Origin of the sequence: Streptomyces sp. NBC_00209 (assembly GCF_045206345.1) — a bacterium.
Lineage (GTDB): Bacteria > Actinomycetota > Actinomycetes > Streptomycetales > Streptomycetaceae > Streptomyces.
Window position 1 is genome coordinate 26,634 of record NZ_CP108122.1, and the last position, 20,145, is coordinate 46,778.

Sequence of the window (20,145 nt, forward strand, 5' to 3'; positions counted from 1 at the left end):
CCGTTGGTCGCTCAGACCGCCGCCATCGGGCAGCCCGCGGCCTCGGCGGCCGTGACCACCGGGGCGGCGGCCGTCGCGGCGATGTCCTCGGCGATGCCGGCGACGATGGCCTGGGCCTCGTCGGCGGTGGGCGCGGCGGCGATGACCGCGATCATCGGCTCGTCCCAGTGGATGCCGCGCACGCTGGTCGGGTAGGCGCGGACACCCTGGTCCCAGAGGCGCTGGAAGACGGGGCGGATGTGCTCCTGGTAGCTGAGCCCCGGCGGCACGGTCATCATGAAGTGGGCGGAGAGGGTCAGGTCGCGCTCGGCGTTCCACAGCCGGAGCAGGCCGCCGGCGTGCAGGGAGCCGCTGCGCCGGGCGTTGATCTCCGTCACGTACAGGGTGCCGTCCGCGCCGGCGACGCAGTCGGCGCACATCCAGCCCCGGTAGCCGAGCGCGTGGGCGGCGGCGCCCACACCGTGCGCGACCTTGGTGACCTCGGCGCCCCAGTTCTGCGGGAGCGCGCCGTCGCCGACGTCCACGCTGCGGAACTGGTAGCCGTTCTCGACGGTGAGGGCGCACAGGACGACGTCCTCGACGCCGTCCTCGCCGACCAGGATGTCGACGGCCGGGCAGCCGACGCCCGGGGCGTGCTCCACGAACTGCTGCACCAGGATCGGGAAGGCGAAGAAGGAGTCCCGCGCGGCGTTGTCCAGGAAGCTTTCGACGGTGCCGGCCGAGACGACGCCGGAGCCGTCGCCGGCGACGCCGTAGGCGGTACGGGCGATGACCCGGTCGTAGCGGGTGAGCAGCCGGGTGAGGGCGCCGCGCAGCTCGACCCAGTTGCTGACGACGACGCCGGGGGCGACGTGGATGTCGGGCAGTTCGCGGGCCAGGTCGAGAACACTGACCTTCGAGTCGAGGTAGAGGCTCGCCCAGTAGTCGGCGGTGTCGACGGAGTCGAGCTCGACGTCCAGGCCCCAGCCGCGGATGATCGCGGCCAGCTGGTACGTCTCGGGGGTCGGGCCGACCATCTGCATCCTGACCAGGTCGTGGCCCTCCAGGCGGGCGCGCAGGGCGCGCTGCGCCGCCCCGTCGGCGAGCAGGTCCTCGACCAGCAGGCCCGTGGTCACGGCCGGGGAGATGTACGGGGGTGCTTCCACGCCCAGCGCGTGGTGCACGTCCGCGAACCACTGCTCGTCCACCCCGGCGGGGAGCAGGAGGACGCGCGGGGCGGAGGTCCAGAACACCGAGTGCTCGCACTCGTACGTACCGCTGAACCGCACCACGCGGGCGCGCTCGTCGCCGGTGAGGTTCAGGTCGGGGTCGCGCAGGAAGTACTCGGCGGCGTTCGGGATGATGAGTTCTACGGTCTTGGTCACTGCGGGGTCTCCCCGGTCGCGTAGGGCATGGGTGTGAGGGCCCGCACCGTGGGCTCGCTGAGGAACGGCGGGCGGGGCTTCGAGACGTCCTGCGGTCCGTTGTCGCTGCTGTTGTAGACGAAGATCACCATCGCCCGGCGGAACGGTGAGCTGTTCGGCGCGGAGGTGTGGAGGATGTTCGGGCTGAAGAAGAGCACGGAGCCGGCCGGGCCCTTGGGGCTGACCATGCCGCGCTCGCGCACCATGGCGCCGACGGTGTCGTGGCCGACCTGGAACTTCTCCTCGGCGGTGAGCGTGGCCACCCAGGACGGGGCGTCCTCGTAGCCGGCCGGCATGCCCGAGGACTCGGTGCCGGCGAGCACGCCCCGGCGGTGCGAGCCGGGGACGAAGGTGAGCGGTCCGTTGAACTCGGTGACCTCGTCCAGGAAGATCGCCACGTTGACCAGGTCGGGGCGCTGGATGCCGTCGTTCTGCAGCCAGTAGATGTAGTCCTGGTGCCATTCCCACTGGTCCCCGGAGAACGGCGCCTTGAAGTTGATCTTCGACTGGTGGACGTACGCGGAGTGGCCGACGATCTGCTCGACCGCGCCCAGCAGCTCCGGCGCCCGGGTGACCTCGGCGATCTCCGGGTAGGTCTGGTGCAGTCCGTAGACGGAGCGGACGGTGGTGTTGTCCCGCTCCATGACGCGTCGCGGGCCGTCGTCGGCGTGGAGCCGGGGCAGCAGTGTGTCGACCACCCCGGGGACGTCGGTGTTCAGATAGCCCGGGGGCAGCATCAGGTACCCGTCGCGCCGGTACTGGTCCAGCAGTTCGGTCCCCAGGGGGCCGGCCGTCAGGGTACGAGCTACATCAGGCATGGGTCCTGAACCTCCCGGTACGGTGCGGGTCTTGCGGGCAGCGCGAGCTCCGGGCACCGATTCTGCGCAGTGGGGCCCGAGGGGGCATCTCCGTGGTTGCTCACGTTCGGCGGCCCCGGTCCGCCCGGGGTGCCGTGCGCGCCTCCTGCTCGCGGCCGAGGCGGCGGCCGGTGCCCAGCGCGGAGCGCAGCGCCGCCCAGGAGGTGAGCTCGATGAGCGCCCGGTCGCCGGGGTGGCGGGCGCGGAACGCGGCGACGTCCTGGTCGGTCACCTGGTACGGGGCGTACGCCACCAGCAGCGCGAGGGCGGCGGCGGGCCGGTCGGCGGCCGGCAGGCCCGCCACCGCGTCGGAGAACCAGGCACGGCTCGGCCCCCGCGGGTGGTCCCCCGCGTCGAGGCGCCCGGTCACCAGCGCGCGGACCGGCTCGGGAAGCCAGTGCACGGCGGCGTCCGTCGCGGCGGCGGCCCGGCCGAACGCGTCGGCGGCCGCCGGCACGTCCTCGGCCCAGGAGAAGCCGTCCGGGGGCGGGGCGGCGGGCAGCAGGGGGAGCGACCGGCCGGGCGCGGGGCTCGCGGCACCGGCGGGGCGCATGGCCCGGGCGACCGTGCGCATCATCGGACCGCGCACCGGGCCGGGGACGGCGGCGGGCATGGGCGACTCCGCGAGGAAGAGGGTGACCATGCGGTTGAGGTAGTGGAAGACGACGGCCACCGCGAGGAATTCGGCGCGCTGGGCCGGCTGCCAGGAGGCCGGCCAGGGCGGGGTTCCGGCGCCCGGGTCCGCCCCGGCGCGCGCCCACGCGGTCAGCTCGGGGTCCTCGTCGGCGGCGCCGTCCAGGGTCTCGTACGTGGCCCGGTGGACGTCCACGCAGTACGGGCAGGCGTTGGCCCGGGACACGGCCGCGGCGACCCGTTCCCGGGCGGCCCGGTCGGTCGCGCCGTCCACGAGCAGGCCCTCCCGGAGCATCGCCCAGGCGGCGGCCAGCGCGGGCGGGGACGGCGAGTGCAGGGCGAGCGGGGGCGCCAGCACCCCGAAGTCCCGCACGGCCTGGGTGTAGACGGCGGCGACGTCGCCGCGCGCCTCGGACTGCCGTACGGCCGTGACGTGCCGGACCTGTGTGCACGCGTGCCGGAGCATCGCTCCCACGATCTGTCTCATCTTCTCCGCGCCTCCCGCGAACCGTGCCGTGCCCGTTGCCGCCAAGTGGCCTCGCGGCCCGGCGGCTTCGGCGGTGTCGGCGCAGGCTGTCAGCCGGCGGGCGGGGCGGGCACCTCCGCGGTTGCCGGTTCGCCCGGGACCGCGTGGACCGGCAACCCCGAAGATGCCTGCCGGGGCGCGGGGTTGAACGCTGAGGGGGTGTCCTCGCCCCGGCCGGGCGAGGCGGAGAACGAGGAGGCGCCATGTCCCCTGTGCCTGTTGTCGCGCGGCGGCGACCGTCCCTTACGCCGGTGCTGCGGACCCGGCTCCGAACCTCGGCGGCCCTGTCGGCGCGCAGCGGTGAGCCGGACCGGGCGGCGGTCGCCGAGCTGCGGGCGTCGGGGCTGCTGGCCGTGGCGGTGTCCGAGGCGTACGGCGGCGCGGGGGGCCGGGCGGCCGACGTGAACCGGATGGTGGAGGAGGTGGCGGTGGTCAATCCGTCGCTGGCCATCATCGCGTTCCAGCACTGCTCGGTCGCGGCGCGGATCGGTGAGTGGGGCTCGGCCGCGCAGAAGGCGCAGCTGCTGCCCCGGCTGGCCGACGGCACCTGGCTGGCCGCGTCCGCCTGGAGCGAGGGCGGCGGCCGGCCCGGGTCGGGCGGTCCGCGCAGTACGGCGGTGCGCGAGGAGTCGGGCGGCTGGGTGCTGCACGGGGCGAAGGCGTTCACCACGGGTGCGTGTCTGGCCGATGTGTACCTGGTGCAGGTGCGCGACGCCCGTCCGGCCGTGGAGCCGGCGCCGGGCGGGGGCCCGCGGCCGACGTTCTTCGTCGTCCCGGCGCGGACGGAGGGCCTGGTCGCGGAACTGGGCCTGGACCTCGCCGGGATGCGCGGTTCCGCGACGGGGACGGTGTCCCTGACGGACTGCCGGGTGCGGGACGCGAACCGGCTGGGCGCGGTGGGCGCCGGGCAGGAGATCGTGGCCGGCGCGCACCGGTCGGGCGCCGGCCTGGGCGCGGTGGCGGTGGGCATCGCGCAGGCGGCCCTGGACGAGGTGACGGGGTACGCCCACCGGCACGGGCTGATGGGGCGGCAGTCGTTCCGCTACCGGCTCGCCGAGCTGACGACCCGTCTGGAGGCGGCCCGGGCCATGGTGGAGCGGGCTGGTGCGGGGACCGCTCCCCGCCCGGACCTGGCGACGCTGCGCAGCAAGCTGTTCGCCTCGACGGCGGCGGAGGACATCTGTCTGGAGGCCGGCCGGCTCATGGGCTCGGCCGGCTACGCGTCGGAGAGCGCGGTGGCGGGCCTCCTCGCGGACGCCCGCGGGGTGGCGCTGATGGGCCCGTCCAACGAACTGTGCCACCGGCTCCTCGCCGTGTCGCTCCTCGGCCGCGACCACGCTGTCGCGGAGGAGCCCGACGAGGCGCCGGAGGCCACGGTGTTCAGAATCTGAGGACGACCTTGCCGGTGAAGCGGCCGGTCAGCTGGCCGACCGCCGCGTCGACGCCGTTCTCCAGGCCGTCGACCACGGTCTCCGGCACCACGATCTGCCCGGTGCGCACCCAGCGGGTGAACTCCTCCTCGAACCGGGGCATCAGCTCGGGGTGGTCGAAGGTGTAGAAGCCCTGGATGCTGAGGCGTTTGCCGACCACCGTGAGCATGTTGCGCGGGCCGGTCGGCACGCCCGACCTGACCTGTTCGGTCTGCCCGCACATCACGATGCGGCCGCGCGGCCGCAGCGCGTCGATGGCCGCTTCCAGGTGCTCTCCGCCCACGCTGTCGAAGTAGACGTCGAGTTCGCCCCCGATCTGGGAGGCGATGCCGTCGTGGTAGTCGAACGCGGCGTCGTAGCCGAGGGTCTCGACCGCGAAGCGGACCTTGTCGGGCGAGCCGACCGAGCCGATCACCCGGCCCGCTCCGCGCAGCCGGGCGATCTGCCCGGCGATGGAGCCGACGCCGCCGGCGGCGCTGGACACCAGCACGGTGTCGCCCGGTCTGATGCGGGCGAGTGCGACGCCGATGTAGGCGACCACCCCGAAGCTGAGGTGGTGGGAGAGCGACGGGTACGCGTCCGGGTCCAGGCGGCGGAACTGGCAGCCCTCGCCGACCGCGTAGTCCCGCCACCCGTACCGGTGCCACACGAGGTCCCCGGCCGCCAGGCCCTCGCACCGCGACTCCACGACCTCGCCGACCGCGTCGCTCCACAGGGGCTCGCCGGTCTCGAAGTGGGGGATGTCCAGGGCGGACAGGTCGCTCATCCGCAGCAGCGCGCCCGGGTCGATGGACATGTAGAGGTTACGCACCAGGACCTCGCCGGGAGCGGGGTCCTGGACGTCCACCTCGACCAGTTCGACGTCCCCGGGGTCCGGCACGCGCTGGGCCGGGCGGGAGACGAGGCGGACGAGCCGGCCGGTCCTCATGACAGGGCCCGTTCCCGGTCCGCCGCCGTGTCCGCGCTCCCACGCCGGCCGCGCGGGAAGAGCACCCTGCGCAGCACCGAGGGGCGCATCACGGCGGGAGGCGGGTCGACCAGCCCTGCCACGCGCAGGAACGCCTCGGTGACGGCCTCGTCGTGGACCGCCGCCGCGCGCAGCCTCGGCATATAGGCGTTGACCAGCCGTACGGGCAGGCTCCGCCTGCCCCGCGTACCGGGGAAGGCCAGGTCGCCGCCGGCCGCCAGCGCCCACGGGGCGTCGTTGACGCGTGCCAGGTCGCGGAAGTAGGCGCGCGGGTCCGGGTCCCGGTCGCGGCCGGTGTGCCGGGCGAGCACCCGCGCGCCGAGGGCGGCGACCGTCATCCCCTGGGCGTAGATGGGGTTGAAGGAGCAGACCGCGTCGCCGAGGACGAGCAGTCCCCGGGGGAACGCGCCGAGGGATTCGTAGCGGCGGCGGACGCTGGCGGGGTAGTGGAAGGAGACCGGGTCGCCCAGCGGGGTGGCCTCGCGCACCGCCTCGTGGATCGCCGGTACGGGGAGGGACGCGGCGAACGCGAGGAAGCCGGGGAGGTCGGCCGGCGGGCGGTCGCCGTGGATCCCGTACAGCGACAGCGAATAGCGGTCCGCGAGCCGGGCCAGCGTCGCGCCCCGGGGGGAGCCGGGGGTGGCGACGCAGACCTCGGCGACCCCGTCGCCGACGGGGTCGGGGTCCAGGGGGCCCCGGAAGTCGCAGGTGGTGTAGGTGAGGTCGATCCTGACCTTGTCCTCGCGCACCTGGGGCAGGCCGAGCGCGGCCAGCCAGCCGGGGGTGCGGGAGCCGCGGCCGGTGGCGTCGACGGTGAGGTCGGCGGGGACCTCGTACGCGCCCTCGGACCCGTGCCGGGCGTGCAGGCGCACCCCGGTGACCCGGCCCCCCGCGGTGCCGATGAGGCCGGTGATGTCGGTGGCCTCGGCGAACCGTACGGCGTCCAGGGCGCGGACCCGGCGGCGCAGCCGCTGTTCCAGCATGGGCCGGGACGGCGAGATGCAGGTGAGTCCGGTGGTCGTGCGGCGCATCATGCGGCCGTCGAAGTGCCAGCCGAGGCTGGTCCCGAAGTCGCCGACGGGGACGCCGTCGGCGCGCAGTTCCTCGGTCAGCCCGGGGAAGAGCCCTTCGATGACCTCGTGGCCACTGGCGAGCAGTCCGTGGACGTGGTGCCCCTGGGGCGCGGCGCGCCGGGGCCCCGCGGTGTCTCCCAGCTCGTCCCGGTCCACGACCAGGACGTCGTCGTAGGAGTCGGCGAGGACCCGGGCGGCCAGCAGGCCGGCGATGCCGCCGCCGAGGACGACGGCGCGCCGGCCGGGGGCCGTGGCTCCCGCCGTCATGCGCGGTCCCCCGCCCCTGCGGTGACGGGCTGCCGGGCGCCGACGGCCGCGGCGAAGTCGCGGAGGTCGGCGACGAAGTGCGCGGGCTGCTCCAGCGGGGCGAAGTGGCCGCCGCCGGGGTGCTCGCGCCACTGGACGATGTGCGGGTACTGCTGCTCGGCGAACGCCCGGACCGGCGGCGCCGGGTCGTCGGGGTAGACGGACACGCCGAGGGGCGCGGTCATGGGCGGCGGGGCGGTCGCGGTGGGCGAGCCGGGCAGCTGGTCGGCCAGTTCGTAGTAGGTCTGGGCGGACGAGCCGCCGGTCGCGGTGAGCCAGGTGAGGGTGAAGTTGGCGAGCAGGTCGTCCCGGTCGATGACCTCCTCGGGCCGCTCGGCGCAGCCGGACCACTCCTTGTACTTCTCGGCGATCCAGGCGAGCTGGCCGGCCGCGGAGTCGTCCAGGGAGTACGCCAGGGTCTGCGGCCGGGTCCCCTGGATCTTCATGTAGCCGGAGCCGTACTCGAAGAAGTCCCCGAGCCGGGCGAGGCGGCCCAGGTCCCGCTCGTCGAGCCCGGCGACGGCCTCGGGGCCCGGCGGCGGGGTCACCAGGAAGTTCACGTGCACCCCGGCGACGTGCTCCGGGTCGAGGGAGCCGAGGGCGAGGCTGACCCAGGAGCCCAGGTCGCCGCCCTGGACGAGGTAGCGGTCGTAGCCCAGCCGGCGCATGATCTCCGCCCATGCCTGGGCGATCCGGGGCACGCCCCAGCCGGGTTCGGCGGCCGGGCCGGAGAGGCCGTGCCCGGGGAGGGTCGGCAGGACGAGGTGGAAGGCGCGGGACGGGTCGCCGCCGTGCGCCCGGGGGTCGGTGAGGGGGCCGATCACGTCCAGGTATTCCAGGACGGACCCGGGCCAGCCGTGGGTGATGAGCAGCGGGGTGGCGTCCGGCTCGGGCGAGCGGACGTGCAGGAGGTGGACAGGGGTGCCGTCGACCTCGGTGCGCAGCTGCGGGTGGGCGTTGAGCCGTTCCTCGACGGCACGCCAGTCGAACGTGTCCAGCCAGTACTGGGTGAGCTCGCGCAGATAGCCCACGGGGACGCCGCGGCTCCAGCCGGCTCCGGGGATCTCGGCGGGCCAGCGGGTCTCCGCCAGACGCCTGCGCAGGTCGTCCAGTGCGGACGGGGGGAACTCGGTGCGGTACGGATGCATGTGGTCTTCCCGGTTCCTGGTGCTGTGGTGGGTTCCGTCGCGTGGAGCGGGGCGCGCCCCGGAAAGGGCCTAGGACCTGTCGGGAGTTCCCCGTCGTCCGCGCGGAGCGCGGGCGCCGCTGCGCAGGCGGGGAACTCCAGACAGGGCCTAGAGGTACGAGGTGTTGGGGTCGAGGCCGCAGAGCACGCGTCCGTACAGTTCGGCGTTGGTGTCGGGGTGCATCAGCGCGTGCAGGTTGAGCGCCTGGACGTCGCGGCGGATCCGCTGGATGGGGTCCGTGCTGTACAGGCCGCTGCCGCCGCTCGCCGTGGCCAGGGCCTCGACGGCGCCCGCCGCCTGACGGAACGTGCGGCCGAGCGCGGCGCGGGCGGCGATCCGCTCCGGCAGCGTCCACGGCTCGCGGGCCAGGCCCTTGCGGTCCAGGTCGCCGGCGATGCGGCGGGCGTGGAACTCGGCCTCGTCGGCCAGGTAGGCGGCCTCCGCCACGTGGAGGTGGGTCACCGGGGCCTCGCGCCGGCTGTCGTAGGCGGTGTACGTGATCTTCCGGCCGGGGAGCCGGTCGTGGAAGGTCTCGACGGCGGCGCGGGCCAGCCCGACCGCGGCGCCGGCGAAGCAGGCGGAGCCGGTGGCCATCATCGGCGCGTTCCAGACCGGGGACGCCTGGTTGAGCTCGGTGGCGTACTGGCCCTGGAGGACCAGGGGCAGGGGCAGCACGCGTTCCATCGGCACCCGCACGTTGTCGGCGATGGTGGTGAGTGACCCGGTGCCGCGCAGGCCGGAGGTGAACCAGTCGTCCTCCAGCTGGAGTTCGGCGGTCGGTACGAGGGCCATGACGGGCCACACGCCGTCGCCGCCCGGGGCCGGGGCCATGGCGAGGACGACCTGCCACTGGCTGTGCGGGGCGCCGCTGACGAAGGACCAGCGGCCGTCGATGATCATGTCGGAGCCGTCCGGGCGGGCCTGGGCGGAGGGGCTGAGCACCCCGCAGACGCGGACGTCCGGGTCGGCGAAGACCTCGTCCTGGACCTGGTCGGGGAAGAGCCCGGCGAGCCAGGCGCACATGGACCACACGGCGGTGTTCCAGGCGGCCGCGCCGTCGCCGCGCGCGATCTCGCCGATGACGCTCTGGAGGGTCGCGAAGTCCGTCTCCTCGCCGGAGTAGCGCGCCGGGACGCGCATCCGCAGCGCCCCGGTCCCGGCGAGCGCGTCGAGCGTGGCCTCGTGGAGCCTGCGGTTGTCGTCGGTCCACCGCGCGTGCTCGCGCAGCGTCGGCAGGACCTTGCTGACGTTCTCCTGGAGGGGATGGGCCACAGGCGCTGTCGCAGTCATGTGTGGTGCCTCTCGTCTCGGTCTTCGCGGAGGGACCGGGCGCTGCGGGACGTCGCGGCACGCGCGTCTCCGGCGCCTGCCCGGGCGTGGATCAAGGCTGCGGTCCGCGTCAGGCGCGGCGCATCTTCCTTCGTGCGCAACGGGCTCGGGGAGCGTTGGGCGCGTCTTCCCGCGTGCTGTGGTCGCTCTTCCGCTGTGCCTGAACGCCTGTTCAAGCGGGTCGGGCCCGTCGCGGGCGGTGAAGGCTGCCCTCCGGGTTCCGCCGTCGGCCCGGGAGAGGAGCGCGGTCATGGCATGGCTTCAGCGCACACGGGTCGCGCCCGGTGCCGCGTTCCGCGTGGTCTGCTTCCCGCATGCCGGGGGCACGGCCGCCTTCTTCCGGCACTGGGCCTCCCCCGGCGGGCGGTTCGAGGTGTACGCGGTGCGCTATCCGGGCCGTGCGGAACGGGCGGCCGAGCCGTGCGCCACGGACGTCCGGGACCTCGCGGCGGGCGTCGCGCCCGCCGTCGCTGCTCTGGCGGACCGGCCGGTGGCGCTGTTCGGGCACTCCATGGGCGCCTGGGCCGCGTTCGAGACGGCGCTGCTGCTGGAGCGGGGCGGTGTTCCGCCGAGCCGCCTCTTCGTCTCGGGCGCCTCGGCCCCGCCTCCGCGACCGGCCCCCGCCGGGCTGGAAACGGCGTCCCCGGACGAGCTCGCGACGACCCTGGTCCGGCTCGGGGGCACCGACCCCGCGCTGCTGGACGACCCGGGGCTCCTCGACCGGTACTTCCCGTACATCCGGGCGGACCTGCTCATGGCGAGCCGGTACGCGGCACGTCCGGCGGACCGCGTCGGCTGTCCCGTCACCGGGGTGCTGGGCGACGCGGACCCGGTGACCGGCCCCGGTCAGGCGTCCGGCTGGTCGCACCGCACCACCGGCGGATTTCGCCAACTCGTCGTTCCCGGAGGCCACTTCTACCTCGCGGACGACCCGCCCCTCGCGCTGCTCGACGCGGAGCCGGCCTCCTCCCCGCGCACCGCGCCGATCCCCACGTAACACTCCTCCGTGAAAGGGCCTCGCATGACGCACATCGCGCTCGACAACGACCTCCCCGGCATCACCGGCCTGATGGCCAACCGGCCGGACACCGCCGCCCCGCTGAACCACCTCGCCGAGACCCTGCTGCGGGCGCCCGCCTCGCTCCCCCAGGGTGAGCGGGAGCTGATCGCCGCGTACGTCTCCCACCTCAACCGGACCCCGTTCTGCGCCGGTTCGCACGCCGCGTTCGCCGCCGCACAGCTGGTGGAGGGCCAGGAGCTGGTCGACGCGGTCCTCGCCGACCCGGCGAGCGCCCCCATCGGCGCCAAGCTGCGCGCGCTGCTCGCCGTGGCGGCCGAGGTGCAGGCGGCGGCCCGGGCCGTCTCCGCCGAGGCGGTGGCGGAGGCGCGGCGGGCGGGCGCGAGCGACGCGGACCTGCACGACACCGTGCTGATCGCGGCGTCCTTCTGCATGTTCAACCGGTATGTCAGCTGCCTGGACACCGCGCTGCCGGTGTCCGACGCCTACTACCTCGAATCCGCGCACCGGATCACGACCGTGGGCTACGGCCGGGCCGTGAGCGTCCCGGCCTGAGCGGTGTACGCGGCGGCGGAAGGAGGACCGGAGTGTTCGGCCTGACAACGGAAGAGCGGTGGACGGCTGCCCGGGCGCCGGAGCAGCACGGGCGCACCGCCGTCGTCACCGGTGCCAGCTCCGGCATCGGCCTCGCGACCGCCGCCGCGCTCGCGCGCCTCGGGGCGCATGTGGTGCTGGCGGTACGGGACCCCGGCCGGGGCACCCTGGCGGTGAGCCGTATCCGGGAGGCCGTACCGGGCGCCGACCTGACGGTCCAGGAGCTGGACCTCGCGGCCCTGGACTCCGTACGGCGGGCGGCGAGGGAACTCGAAGGGCTGCCCCGGATCGACCTGCTGGTCAACAACGCCGGGGTGATGTGGACCAAGGGCACGACGACCGCCGAGGGCCATGAGCTGCAGTTCGGGGTGAACCACCTCGGGCACTTCGCGCTCACCAACCTGCTGCTGCCCCGGCTGGCCGAGCACCCCGGCTCCCGGGTCGTGACGGTCAGCAGCCATCTGCACCACCTGAGCCGGCCCGGGCCGCCCGGCGCCCGGCCGCCCTCGGGCCGCTACCGGGCGTACAACCGGTCGAAGCTGGCCAATCTGCTGTTCACCGCCGAACTGCAACGGCGGCTCACCGCGAGCGGCCGTCCGACGATCGCCACGGCCGCCCACCCCGGCCTGGCGGCCACCGGTCTCGGCCGGGGCTTCCCGGCCGGGCTGCGGGTGGCCGGCGCACCGTTCGCGCGGCTGCTCCTCCAGGACGCCGACGCGGGAATGCTGTCCACCCTGCGGGCGGCCACCGACCCGTCCGCGCGAGGCGGTTCGTACTACGGGCCGGGCGGGATCACGGGCACCCGGGGCGCTCCCCGGATCGTCCGCCCCGGCCGGGGCGCCCGGGACGAACGGGCGTGGCGGCGGCTGTGGGAGCAGTCGGAGGAGCTCACCGGCCTCACGTACGGCGGCTGAGCGGGACCGAGGCGGGTGGGGTACGGGAAGCTTCCCGTACCCCACCCGCCTCGGTCGTTCCCAGGCCCTGCCCGGTCACCCGAGGCTGTTCCAGGACCGGTCGGGCTCCCGTACGGCCGCTTCGAGCAGGGCGGCGTAGGTCCCGGCCCAGCCGGCGACGGTCTCCGGGTCCAGCTCCTCGGTGTTGAACTGGATGTGCCCGCCCAGCTCCCCGGTGGCCAGGGCGTGCACGGTCCACGCGACGCCGTGCGGGATCCAGGCGCCCTCCGGGGTCAGGCCGGCCGGCTTGGGCACCTCCTCCGTGGCGTCGGCGATCCGGGTGGCGGCGGGCTCGAAGGGCGGGGCGAAGGCGCCGAAGATGAGGTTGGTCTTCCGGGGCTCGTCGTTGGGGGACATCAGCTCGGGCAGCATGTCCTCCACGTGCTGGATGGGGACCGCGTTCTCGTGTCCCTCGCGGCAGGTCCGGGCGGTGGCCGCCAGGACGTCGCGGAAGGTGTCGTGGCCGGCGAGGCCGGTGCGCAGTGCGAGGAAGTCCATCAGCGGGCCGACGATGCCCTGGTGGCGCGGGGCGGGGCGCACGGTGGTGAGCGTGTCGATGACCGGGTCCATCGTGCCGTTGATCCGGTGGGCGAGCAGGTTGAACGCCGCCAGGTACACGGTGGAGACGGGGGTGTCCGCCTGCGCGGCCAGCTCGTGGGCCCGGGTCACGGTGGCGGCGTCGAGCGGGAAGGTGTGGGCCGAGTAGGGCGCGGAGTGGACGTGCGGGACCTCGCGGTCGGTGGGGACCGCGAAGACGCGGGCGCCGGCCAGGTGCGTACGCCAGTAGGCGCGGTCCTCCTCGGTGCGGGGCGTGTTCTCGCGGGTGAGCTCGTCGTGGGTGAAGTCGGTGTACTGGACGGCCTCGGGCAGGTCGGCGGGCCGGTCCTCGGCGTGGGCGCGGATCAGCTCGGCCAGGTCCCGCAGGAGCACCTGCATCGACCACTCGTCGCCGGCGGTGTGGTGCGTGACGAGGCTCAGGACGGCGTCCTCGGCGTCGAAGCGGACCAGCCGGGCGCGGAGCAGCGGCACGGTGCGGGGGTCGAGGCTCCCGGTCTCGGCCTCGTTGCGGAGCCGTTCGGCGGCGGCGTCCCGGTCCGGTCCCGCCGCCACGGCGAGGTGGTCGACCAGCAGGGGGACGGACCGGGCGGGCACGACCTCCTGGGTCGGGCTGTCCTTGTCGCGTGTGACGACGGTACGCAGGATGGTGTGCCGGACCACCAGCTGGTCCAGGGCCCACTGGAGGTCCGCGGTGTCCAGCGGACCGGTGATCCGCCAGCTGCCCGCCATGGTGAACCGGTGGCTGAAGAATCCGGCCTCGTCGCCCTCGTCCCCCGAGTTCCACAGCACCTGGGGCGCGGAGAGGGCTTCGGGCTGCTGGTCGGACGCCTGCGGGGTGAGCGTGGTCATCGTCTTCCTCTTTCGGAGATCGGGGAGCGGGCCCGGCGGCCCGGGGGCACGTCGTCGCGGTGGGCGCCGCAGGTGCGGACGAGGCGGTCGACGGCGTCGAGGGCGTCCGGTTCGGCCAGGGGGTAGGGGCACACGGTCCACGGGCGGCCCGCGAAGAGGCCGGCGGCCGGTCCGCCCGGCCGGGCGGGGAGCCGGGGGCGGCCGGGGACGTACCCCCGCAGGTCGCAGCCGCGCAGGCGGGCTTCGTCCCAGATGCCGTGGTTCCCGGCGGTGAGGTCGGTGTAGGCGCGGCCGAGACCGGCGGCCTGCGCCTCGTACAGGGTGTCGATCACGGCGGCGGTCGGGGTGGCGACGACGACCAGTGCGGCCGGGAGGCTGTCGGGCCGAAGGACGGTGCCCGCGCCCCGGAACACGGCCCGGGCGAGGGCGCGCGGGTCCTCGTCGGCGAGCGCGACGCTGCGGCCGGCCCGGGTCAGGGCCAGGGCGATGGAGGTGCCGAGCGTCCCGCAGCCGATCACGGTGACGTCGTGCGGGGCCGTGGAGGTCATGGTGGCCGCCGGGGGTCCGTCGGGGTGCCGGGTCAGTGGCTGTGGGCCGCGAACTGCCCCGGCCGGCGGCCTTCTCCGGCCGGTCCCCGGTACGCCTGGGCCAGGCCCAGCCACTCGGTCGCCCGGTCGCCGCTCGCGGTCAGCGCGAGGTCGTCGGGGTGGCGGCGCCGGGTGACCAGCAGGCAGAAGTCGTGGGCGGGGCCGGTGATGGTCTCCACGGCGTCGGCCGGGCCGATGCTCCAGTGCTCCCCGGAGGGGGCCGTCAGCTCGAACCGGAACGGCTCGGCGGGCGGCGTCAGGCCGCGCGAGAGGTAACCGAAGTCGCGGGTCAGCCAGGCGAACTCCGCCAGGTGGCGCAGCCGGTCGCTGGGCTCGCGGCGCACCCCGAGGGCGTCGGCGATGTCCTGGCCGTGCCCGAAGACCTCCATGATCCCGGCGCAGGTGAGGATCCGCGGGGGCAGCGGATTGACGAGCCAGGGGACGATGGAGTCCTCCGGCACGGCGGCCAGGGCCCGCACGCACGCCTCGCTCTCGGCGGTGAAGGCGGCGAGCAGTCCGGCCGGGGTGAGGTGGTCGAAGCCGCGGAGCGCCGCGTTGACCGCCCCGTCGAAGTCGCCGGCCGCACCGGCGGCGATCTTCTCGAAGGTCTGCGGGTCGGCGGCGGCGGTCCTGGCCAGCTGGAAGATGAAGGTCAGGTGGGCGATCTGGTCGGCGATCGTCCAGCCGGTGGCGGGGGTGGGCGTCCGCCAGGCGGCGTCGTCCAGGTTCTCCACGAGGCGGATGGTCTCCTCGGCGTCGATCGAGAGGTCCTTGAGGGTGTCCTGCAGCGTGGCCATGGGGTTCTCCTGGGGTGGGTTGTGTGAAGCAACTCGGTCGGGTTGCGTGAAGCAACCCACTGGGCGTGCGGGGGCCGTACGGGAACGGGGCGTCAGGCGGCGAGCGCGGCGCCGGAGTACGGCGCGAGGGCCTGGACCAGGGAGTCCGGGACGAGCGAGGGGACGGTCGCGGTGTTGGGGCCGCGCATGCAGGCGATCCGCTGGCGGCCGCGGGCGACCAGGGTCTCGCCGCCGTCCTCGGCGAGCCGCACGTAGTCGAAGGTGAACTCCAGCTGGGTCTGCCCGAGCTCCGCCAGGCGCATCCGGATGGACAGCTCGTCGAAGGCGGTGATCTCCGCGAAGAACTCGCAGTCCACCTTGAGGGTGAAGAGCTTCAGGTCGTCCTGGACCTCGGCCAGGACGGCCGGCGCCTCCTGCTTCAGGAACATCTCACGGCACCGTCCCTGCCAGCGCAGGTAGTTCACGTAGTACACGTTGCCGACGAGGTTGGTCTCCTCGAAGCCGACGGTGTGGAGGTACTCGAAGTAGGCGCTCATGGTCTTTCCTCTTCCTGCTCGGTGCGGTGGGGCTGGTTTCGTGAAGCAACCTGCTGGCGATGAGTGGCCGCCCGGGCCCCTGGCCCGGGCGGGGGCGCGCGGCTATCCGGCGACGGGCGCGGGTACGGACGGCGAGGGGATCACGGTCAGGGTCCTGGACCGGCTGTCGCGGACGGCGGCGGGGAGCGTTGCCCGGTAGCTGACGCGGACGCCCTTGTCCTGGGCGGCGCGCACGATGCCCGGGACCGCTCGTTCGGCGATGGCCGCGATGGTCATGGCGGGGTTCACCGTGAGCGCGCCGGGGACGGCCGAGCCGTCGGTGACGAAGATGCCGGGGTGGCCGCGGAGTTCGTTGCGGTCGTCCAGCGCGGAGGTGTGCGGGTCGTCCCCCATCCGGCAGGAGGCCAGGGGGTGCACCGTATAGGCGCCGACCAGGTCGTTGGTCCAGGGCATGACCTGGGACAGGCCGTCCTTCTCCAGGATCTCCTTGACCTCGGCGTCCGACTTCGCCCACGCCTCGACCGTGCTGGTGGTGGGGGCGTAACGGAGGTTGCCGCGGCCCAGCATCTGCTGGGAGATACGGTGCGCGTTCCCGGTGGCGGGCGGCGGACCGAAGACGCCTTCGTTGTTGTCCTCGATCATGGTGAAGATGGTCAGCCAGGACTGCCAGCGCTTGAGGATCTCCTTCTTGGCCTTTCCGAACCAGGAGGGCGCTGCCTCTCCCGGCACCTGGGCGAGGATCGTGCCCAGGCCGGGCGGGAAGTACAGCTGTTCCAGCGAGTAGCGGGAGAACTCGGGGAGGGATCCGTCGAGCCGGTCCCAGTTGGCGACGGTGGGGCCCTTGCCGATCTGGTTGACGGCGTACGCGGTGCCGTCGCCCCGGTCGAGCTTCAGCAGCTCGGCGGCCTTGTCCTCGTCGATGATCGCCGTGTTGAGGCGTTCCCCGTTGCCGGAGAAGTAGCGCCCCACCGCGTGCGGCATCGTGCCGAGGTCGCCCTCGCTGCGCTGGAGGATGACGGGCGTGGCGCCCGCGCCTGCGGCCAGGATGACGATCTTCGCCTCGATGACGCCGTTTCCGGTGCGGACCCGGTAGTCCTCGGCGTCGATGACGTCGTAGTGGACCCGGTAGTCGCCCTCGGGGGTCCGGGTGATGCGCTGGACCTCGTGGAGTGGCCGGATCACGGCGCCGTGGGTGACGGCGGCGGGCAGGTAGTTGAGGAGGAGGGACTGCTTCGCCTCGTAGCGGCAGCCGGCCATCATCCAGTTGCAGTTGGTGCACCGGGAGCTGTCCACGGCGGTCGGCAGCGGGTTGGCGGTGCGGCCGGAGTGGTCGCACGCGGCCGCCCACAGGCCGCCGGCGTAGCTGACGTCGTCCCAGTCCTGCCGGGTGACGGACAGCGCCTGGGCGACGCGGTCGTACCAGGGGTCGAGGGTGTCGCGGTCGATGGCCTTCGGCCACATGCGGCGGCCGATGCTGCCCTTGCGTTCGAAGACGAAGCGGGGGGCGCGGGGCATCGCCGCGAAGTAGACGACGCTGCCGCCGCCGACGCAGTTGCCGCCGAGGACGCTCATGCCGTCACCGACGACGAAGTCGAAGGCCCGGGTGTAGGAGGAGCCGAGCTTGTAGTCGTGCTCGAAGTCCTCGCTGGTCAGCCAGGGTCCACGTTCCAGTACGGTGACGGAGGCCCCGCCGGCCGCGAGGTGGTAGGCGGTGATGGCGCCTCCGAAGCCGCTGCCGATCACCAGGACGTCGGTGCTTTCCGCAGGCTTCTCCGCGGGGTTCGTCATGCCGGGCTCCCGGAGGGTGTGGTGTCGGGGTGCAGGCGGGCCAGCGGGCGTCCGTAACCGGGCTTCGCGAAGCGCCAGAAGCCGTCCGCGCCGGGCGGGGTGATGCCGAGGGCGGCGAGACCGGGGTGGTCCGCGGCCAGGGCCTCCGCCGTGTGCAGGTGGGCGGCCGAGTCGAAGGACATGTTGGAGAAGAGGGCCAGCAGGATCCAGAACTCGCGCTCGGGGTGTCCGGGGGCCGTCAGCCGCTTGACCAGTTCGGTGCGGTGCTCGAAGTCGAGTGCCACGAAGGGCGGGACCGTCGCGTCGAGCTCCAGGCCGTGCTGCCCGGCGTAGCCACGGGCGTGCTCGTCCAGGAGTTCCGCGAGGCCGTCCACGCCCTCCGACATTCCGGTGGCGTCCCAGCGCAGGAGGTCCAGCGCGCCGGCCGCGACGGCTCCGCCGCCGGTGGCCGCGCCGGCGACGGCACGGTCCTCGGGACCACGCTTTTCACCGGGGATTATGGTGTCCGCGAATGCTTCCAGGGTCAGTCGTGCACTGTCGGCCGACTGCCGGCCGGTCACGTCCGTCATCAACTCTCCCTCTCCGGACAATCGGAATGTCGTGCGGCATGCCGAGGAAGCTATGCGAGCGGTGCGAGTTCAAGCAACGGGTGAGTCTGTTCAAGAAACGACCGAGTTCCACGAAGCAACTAACCGAAGTCTCCTCGGGGCCGCTCCGGGCCACCCGATAAAACCAGCCAGCCGGTAGACTTCGAATCGCTCTTCGAACAGCGGAACCGGATCGTACGACGCGTTGGAAATCGTTCCACCTCTCTACGTCGGGAACAGTTCACCCCCACTTCCAGGAGCACCCATGAGCGGTTCTGCCGAGGAACAGACGGAGCTACCCGCCCATTTCACCCAGCCGGTGCGCATCCGCGATCTGGCACCGGGCCGCTCACCGCGTCTGGACGGGATCGACGAGGCGCACGCCCGGCGGCTCGCCGAGGTGTACGACTCGCTGCCGCCGGTCCTGGTGCAGCGCCCGACGATGCGGGTCATCGACGGGATGCACCGGCTGCGGGCCGCCGAGATCCTCGGGCACGAGGTGCTGCGGGCGCAGTTCTTCGACGGCGCCGACGAGGAGGCGTTCATCCAGTCCGTCGCCCGGAACATCGCGCACGGACTGCCGCTCTCGACCGCCGACCGGAAGGCCGCAGCGGACCGGATCCTGCGGTCGTTCCCCGCCATGTCGGACCGGAGCATCGGCATCTACACCGGGCTCGACGCGAAGACGGTGGCCGGGGTCCGGCACCGTTCAACCGTGGATTCTCCGCAGCTGAACATGCGTGTCGGGCGCGATGGCAAGGCCCATCCGCTGGACCGCACCACCGAGCGCCGGCAGGCCGCCGAACTCATCTCACTGCGCCCGGGCCTGACCCTGCGCATGGTGGCCCAGCGCACCGGACTCTCCCTGGGCACCGCCCACGACGTACGGCAGCGGCTGCTGCGCGGTGAGGACCCGGCGCCCCAGCCGGGACCCCGTTCCGCGGCGCGCCCGGCGGCCCGCGACACGGCGGCCCGCGACACGGCGGCCCGCGACACGGAGGGCCCGCGCCCCGCGGCGCCCGTCCGCCGGGCCCCGTCCGGCGGGGGCCGCACCGTGACGACCCGGGACGCTCTGGACATCCTGCGGAGCCTGGCCGGTGACCCGGCGCTGCGGCAGACCGATTCCGGGCGCGACTTCGTCCGGTGGCTGCACGCCCATTTCCTCACCGACGAGGCATGGCGGCGCCAGACACCGGCCATCCCGGCGCACAGCCGGCAGGCGATCGCCGACGTGGCGATGAAGTGCTCGGATTCGTGGCGACGATTCGCCAATGAAATGAATACCGGCCGCTGAACATGCGGATCATGACCCGATCGAAGTTATCCGGAAGGGATCTCTTGTGACTTCTCCATCGGTCAACCAGGCGATTCTTCGCGTCGTCGAGGAAATGCATGAGCGTCTCGATCAGGAACTCACGATCGATGACATGGCACGCGTTGCCATGTTCAGCAAGTTCCATTTCACCCGGATCTTCCGGCACACCACGGGGACGTCACCGCGGCGGTTCCTCTCCGCGCTCCGGATTCAGGAGGCGAAGCATCTTCTCGTCTCCACCGACATGAGCGTCGCGGACGTGAGCAGCCGGGTCGGCTACAGCAGCGTCGGGACGTTCAGCACGCGGTTCAAGACGTGTGTGGGGGTGTCGCCGAGCATGTACCGGGAGAGCGGCGGCGATGTGTCGGCGCTCGGCCCGGCCCCGGTCCGCGCCGCCGGCGACGGCCCCGCGCCGCTCACCATCCGGGGGCGGGCGGTGCTGCCCGGCGACCGGGCCCTGGGCCAGGTCTTCATCGGGCTCTTCCCCAGCGCGATCCTGCAGGGCCGGCCCGTCCGGCACACCGTCATGGACGGCCCCGGCCCCTTCCAGTTGCACGACGTGCCGCCCGGCACCTGGCACGTACTGGCCTACTCCGTCCCGTACGGCACTCCGCTCCCCGCCGGCCAGGGCGGGTACGCGCCGGACACCCTCAGCATCGGCCGGTACGGACCGGTCACCGTGCAGCCCGGGGTCGCGGTGCTGCCCGCCGACATCGTGCTGCGCCCGGCCGATCCGCTGGACCCGCCCATCCTCGTCGCCCTCTCGGGCCGGGACCTCCGCACTCCGGTCGCCGCCTGAGAAGCCCCCGGGCGGCCGGGGCACACGAAGGGGCCGGCGGTGCGAATCCCCCT

19 protein-coding genes are annotated in these 20,145 nt (G+C 73.7%); 6 read left to right on the top strand and 13 right to left on the bottom strand.

The window, feature by feature from the left end; all coding sequences use genetic code 11:
* Positions 1 to 11: 11 nt before the first annotated feature.
* The 3 genes from OG867_RS31865 to OG867_RS31875 all read right to left on the bottom strand — a co-directional run bounded on the left by OG867_RS31865 (position 12) and on the right by OG867_RS31875 (position 3,380).
* Complete coding sequence (locus tag OG867_RS31865; protein WP_328904585.1) at positions 12 to 1,364, bottom strand: hypothetical protein; 1,353 nt, start codon at positions 1,362 to 1,364, stop codon at positions 12 to 14.
* On the bottom strand, positions 1,361 to 2,221 hold the full coding sequence (locus tag OG867_RS31870) for a phytanoyl-CoA dioxygenase family protein (protein ID WP_328904586.1): 861 nt from the start codon (positions 2,219 to 2,221) through the stop codon (positions 1,361 to 1,363). The genes OG867_RS31865 and OG867_RS31870 overlap by 4 nt, the downstream gene beginning before the upstream one ends.
* A 100-nt stretch (positions 2,222 to 2,321) precedes the next feature.
* Positions 2,322 to 3,380, bottom strand: a complete 1,059-nt coding sequence (locus OG867_RS31875; RefSeq protein WP_331720331.1) for a carboxymuconolactone decarboxylase family protein — start codon at positions 3,378 to 3,380, stop codon at positions 2,322 to 2,324.
* Between the two features lie 242 nt (positions 3,381 to 3,622).
* On the opposite strand from OG867_RS31875, the gene OG867_RS31880 reads away from it, so the two are divergent.
* On the top strand, positions 3,623 to 4,810 hold the full coding sequence (locus tag OG867_RS31880) for an acyl-CoA dehydrogenase family protein (protein ID WP_331720332.1): 1,188 nt from the start codon (positions 3,623 to 3,625) through the stop codon (positions 4,808 to 4,810).
* On the opposite strand, the gene OG867_RS31885 is transcribed toward OG867_RS31880, so the two are convergent.
* From OG867_RS31885 to OG867_RS31900, 4 genes are all read right to left on the bottom strand, one after another.
* On the bottom strand, positions 4,800 to 5,777 hold the full coding sequence (locus tag OG867_RS31885; RefSeq protein ID WP_331720333.1) for an NADP-dependent oxidoreductase: 978 nt from the start codon (positions 5,775 to 5,777) through the stop codon (positions 4,800 to 4,802). The two genes, OG867_RS31880 and OG867_RS31885, sit on opposite strands and share 11 nt — an antisense overlap.
* Positions 5,774 to 7,156: an FAD-binding monooxygenase gene (locus OG867_RS31890; RefSeq protein WP_328904590.1), complete on the bottom strand. Its 1,383-nt coding sequence runs from the start codon at positions 7,154 to 7,156 to the stop codon at positions 5,774 to 5,776. Before OG867_RS31890 ends, OG867_RS31885 begins: the two co-directional genes overlap by 4 nt.
* Positions 7,153 to 8,343, bottom strand: coding sequence for an epoxide hydrolase family protein (locus OG867_RS31895; protein ID WP_328904591.1), 1,191 nt, complete (start codon positions 8,341 to 8,343; stop codon positions 7,153 to 7,155). Before OG867_RS31895 ends, OG867_RS31890 begins: the two co-directional genes overlap by 4 nt.
* Before the next feature lie 147 nt (positions 8,344 to 8,490).
* The gene (locus OG867_RS31900) at positions 8,491 to 9,672 is read right to left on the bottom strand and encodes an acyl-CoA dehydrogenase family protein (RefSeq protein ID WP_331720334.1); all 1,182 of its coding nucleotides are present in this window, start codon (positions 9,670 to 9,672) and stop codon (positions 8,491 to 8,493) included.
* 289 nt (positions 9,673 to 9,961) lie between these two features.
* On the opposite strand from OG867_RS31900, the gene OG867_RS31905 reads away from it, so the two are divergent.
* Genes OG867_RS31905 through OG867_RS31915 form a run of 3 tightly spaced genes read left to right on the top strand, consistent with a single transcriptional unit; the run spans position 9,962 to position 12,237 of the window.
* Positions 9,962 to 10,708, top strand: a complete 747-nt coding sequence (locus tag OG867_RS31905; protein WP_331720335.1) for an alpha/beta fold hydrolase — start codon at positions 9,962 to 9,964, stop codon at positions 10,706 to 10,708.
* Between the two features lie 24 nt (positions 10,709 to 10,732).
* A complete protein-coding gene (locus tag OG867_RS31910) occupies positions 10,733 to 11,284 on the top strand; it encodes a carboxymuconolactone decarboxylase family protein (protein ID WP_328904594.1) in 552 nt (183 codons plus the stop codon).
* A 41-nt stretch (positions 11,285 to 11,325) separates the two neighbouring features.
* Positions 11,326 to 12,237, top strand: a complete 912-nt coding sequence (locus OG867_RS31915) for an oxidoreductase (RefSeq protein ID WP_328904755.1) — start codon at positions 11,326 to 11,328, stop codon at positions 12,235 to 12,237.
* Between the two features lie 75 nt (positions 12,238 to 12,312).
* Here the strand turns inward: OG867_RS31915 and OG867_RS31920 are convergent, their stop codons facing one another.
* The 6 genes from OG867_RS31920 to OG867_RS31945 all read right to left on the bottom strand — a co-directional run bounded on the left by OG867_RS31920 (position 12,313) and on the right by OG867_RS31945 (position 17,960).
* Positions 12,313 to 13,683, bottom strand: a complete 1,371-nt coding sequence (locus OG867_RS31920; protein WP_331720336.1) for a condensation domain-containing protein — start codon at positions 13,681 to 13,683, stop codon at positions 12,313 to 12,315.
* Positions 13,680 to 14,231 carry a prephenate dehydrogenase/arogenate dehydrogenase family protein gene (locus OG867_RS31925; RefSeq protein WP_328904596.1) on the bottom strand — a complete coding sequence of 184 codons (552 nt, stop codon included), beginning with the start codon at positions 14,229 to 14,231 and terminating at the stop codon, positions 13,680 to 13,682. Before OG867_RS31925 ends, OG867_RS31920 begins: the two co-directional genes overlap by 4 nt.
* A 32-nt stretch (positions 14,232 to 14,263) precedes the next feature.
* The gene (locus tag OG867_RS31930; protein WP_331720337.1) at positions 14,264 to 15,067 is read right to left on the bottom strand and encodes a TIGR03084 family metal-binding protein; all 804 of its coding nucleotides are present in this window, start codon (positions 15,065 to 15,067) and stop codon (positions 14,264 to 14,266) included.
* Positions 15,068 to 15,159: 92 nt separating this feature from the next.
* The gene (locus OG867_RS31935) at positions 15,160 to 15,603 is read right to left on the bottom strand and encodes an acyl-CoA thioesterase (RefSeq protein ID WP_328904598.1); all 444 of its coding nucleotides are present in this window, start codon (positions 15,601 to 15,603) and stop codon (positions 15,160 to 15,162) included.
* Between the two features lie 102 nt (positions 15,604 to 15,705).
* Positions 15,706 to 17,391: a GMC family oxidoreductase gene (locus tag OG867_RS31940; RefSeq protein ID WP_328904599.1), complete on the bottom strand. Its 1,686-nt coding sequence runs from the start codon at positions 17,389 to 17,391 to the stop codon at positions 15,706 to 15,708.
* Positions 17,388 to 17,960 carry a DUF5987 family protein gene (locus OG867_RS31945; RefSeq protein ID WP_328904600.1) on the bottom strand — a complete coding sequence of 191 codons (573 nt, stop codon included), beginning with the start codon at positions 17,958 to 17,960 and terminating at the stop codon, positions 17,388 to 17,390. The genes OG867_RS31940 and OG867_RS31945 overlap by 4 nt, the downstream gene beginning before the upstream one ends.
* Before the next feature lie 283 nt (positions 17,961 to 18,243).
* Here OG867_RS31945 and OG867_RS31950 point away from each other — a divergent pair, with 283 nt between their 5' ends.
* Both OG867_RS31950 and OG867_RS31955 read left to right on the top strand, forming a co-directional pair.
* Positions 18,244 to 19,272, top strand: a complete 1,029-nt coding sequence (locus tag OG867_RS31950) for a ParB/RepB/Spo0J family partition protein (protein ID WP_331720338.1) — start codon at positions 18,244 to 18,246, stop codon at positions 19,270 to 19,272.
* Between the two features lie 94 nt (positions 19,273 to 19,366).
* Entirely contained in the window at positions 19,367 to 20,092 is a 726-nt protein-coding gene (locus tag OG867_RS31955) for a helix-turn-helix domain-containing protein (RefSeq protein ID WP_406290686.1), read from the top strand.
* The last annotated feature ends 53 nt before the right edge of the window (positions 20,093 to 20,145 follow it).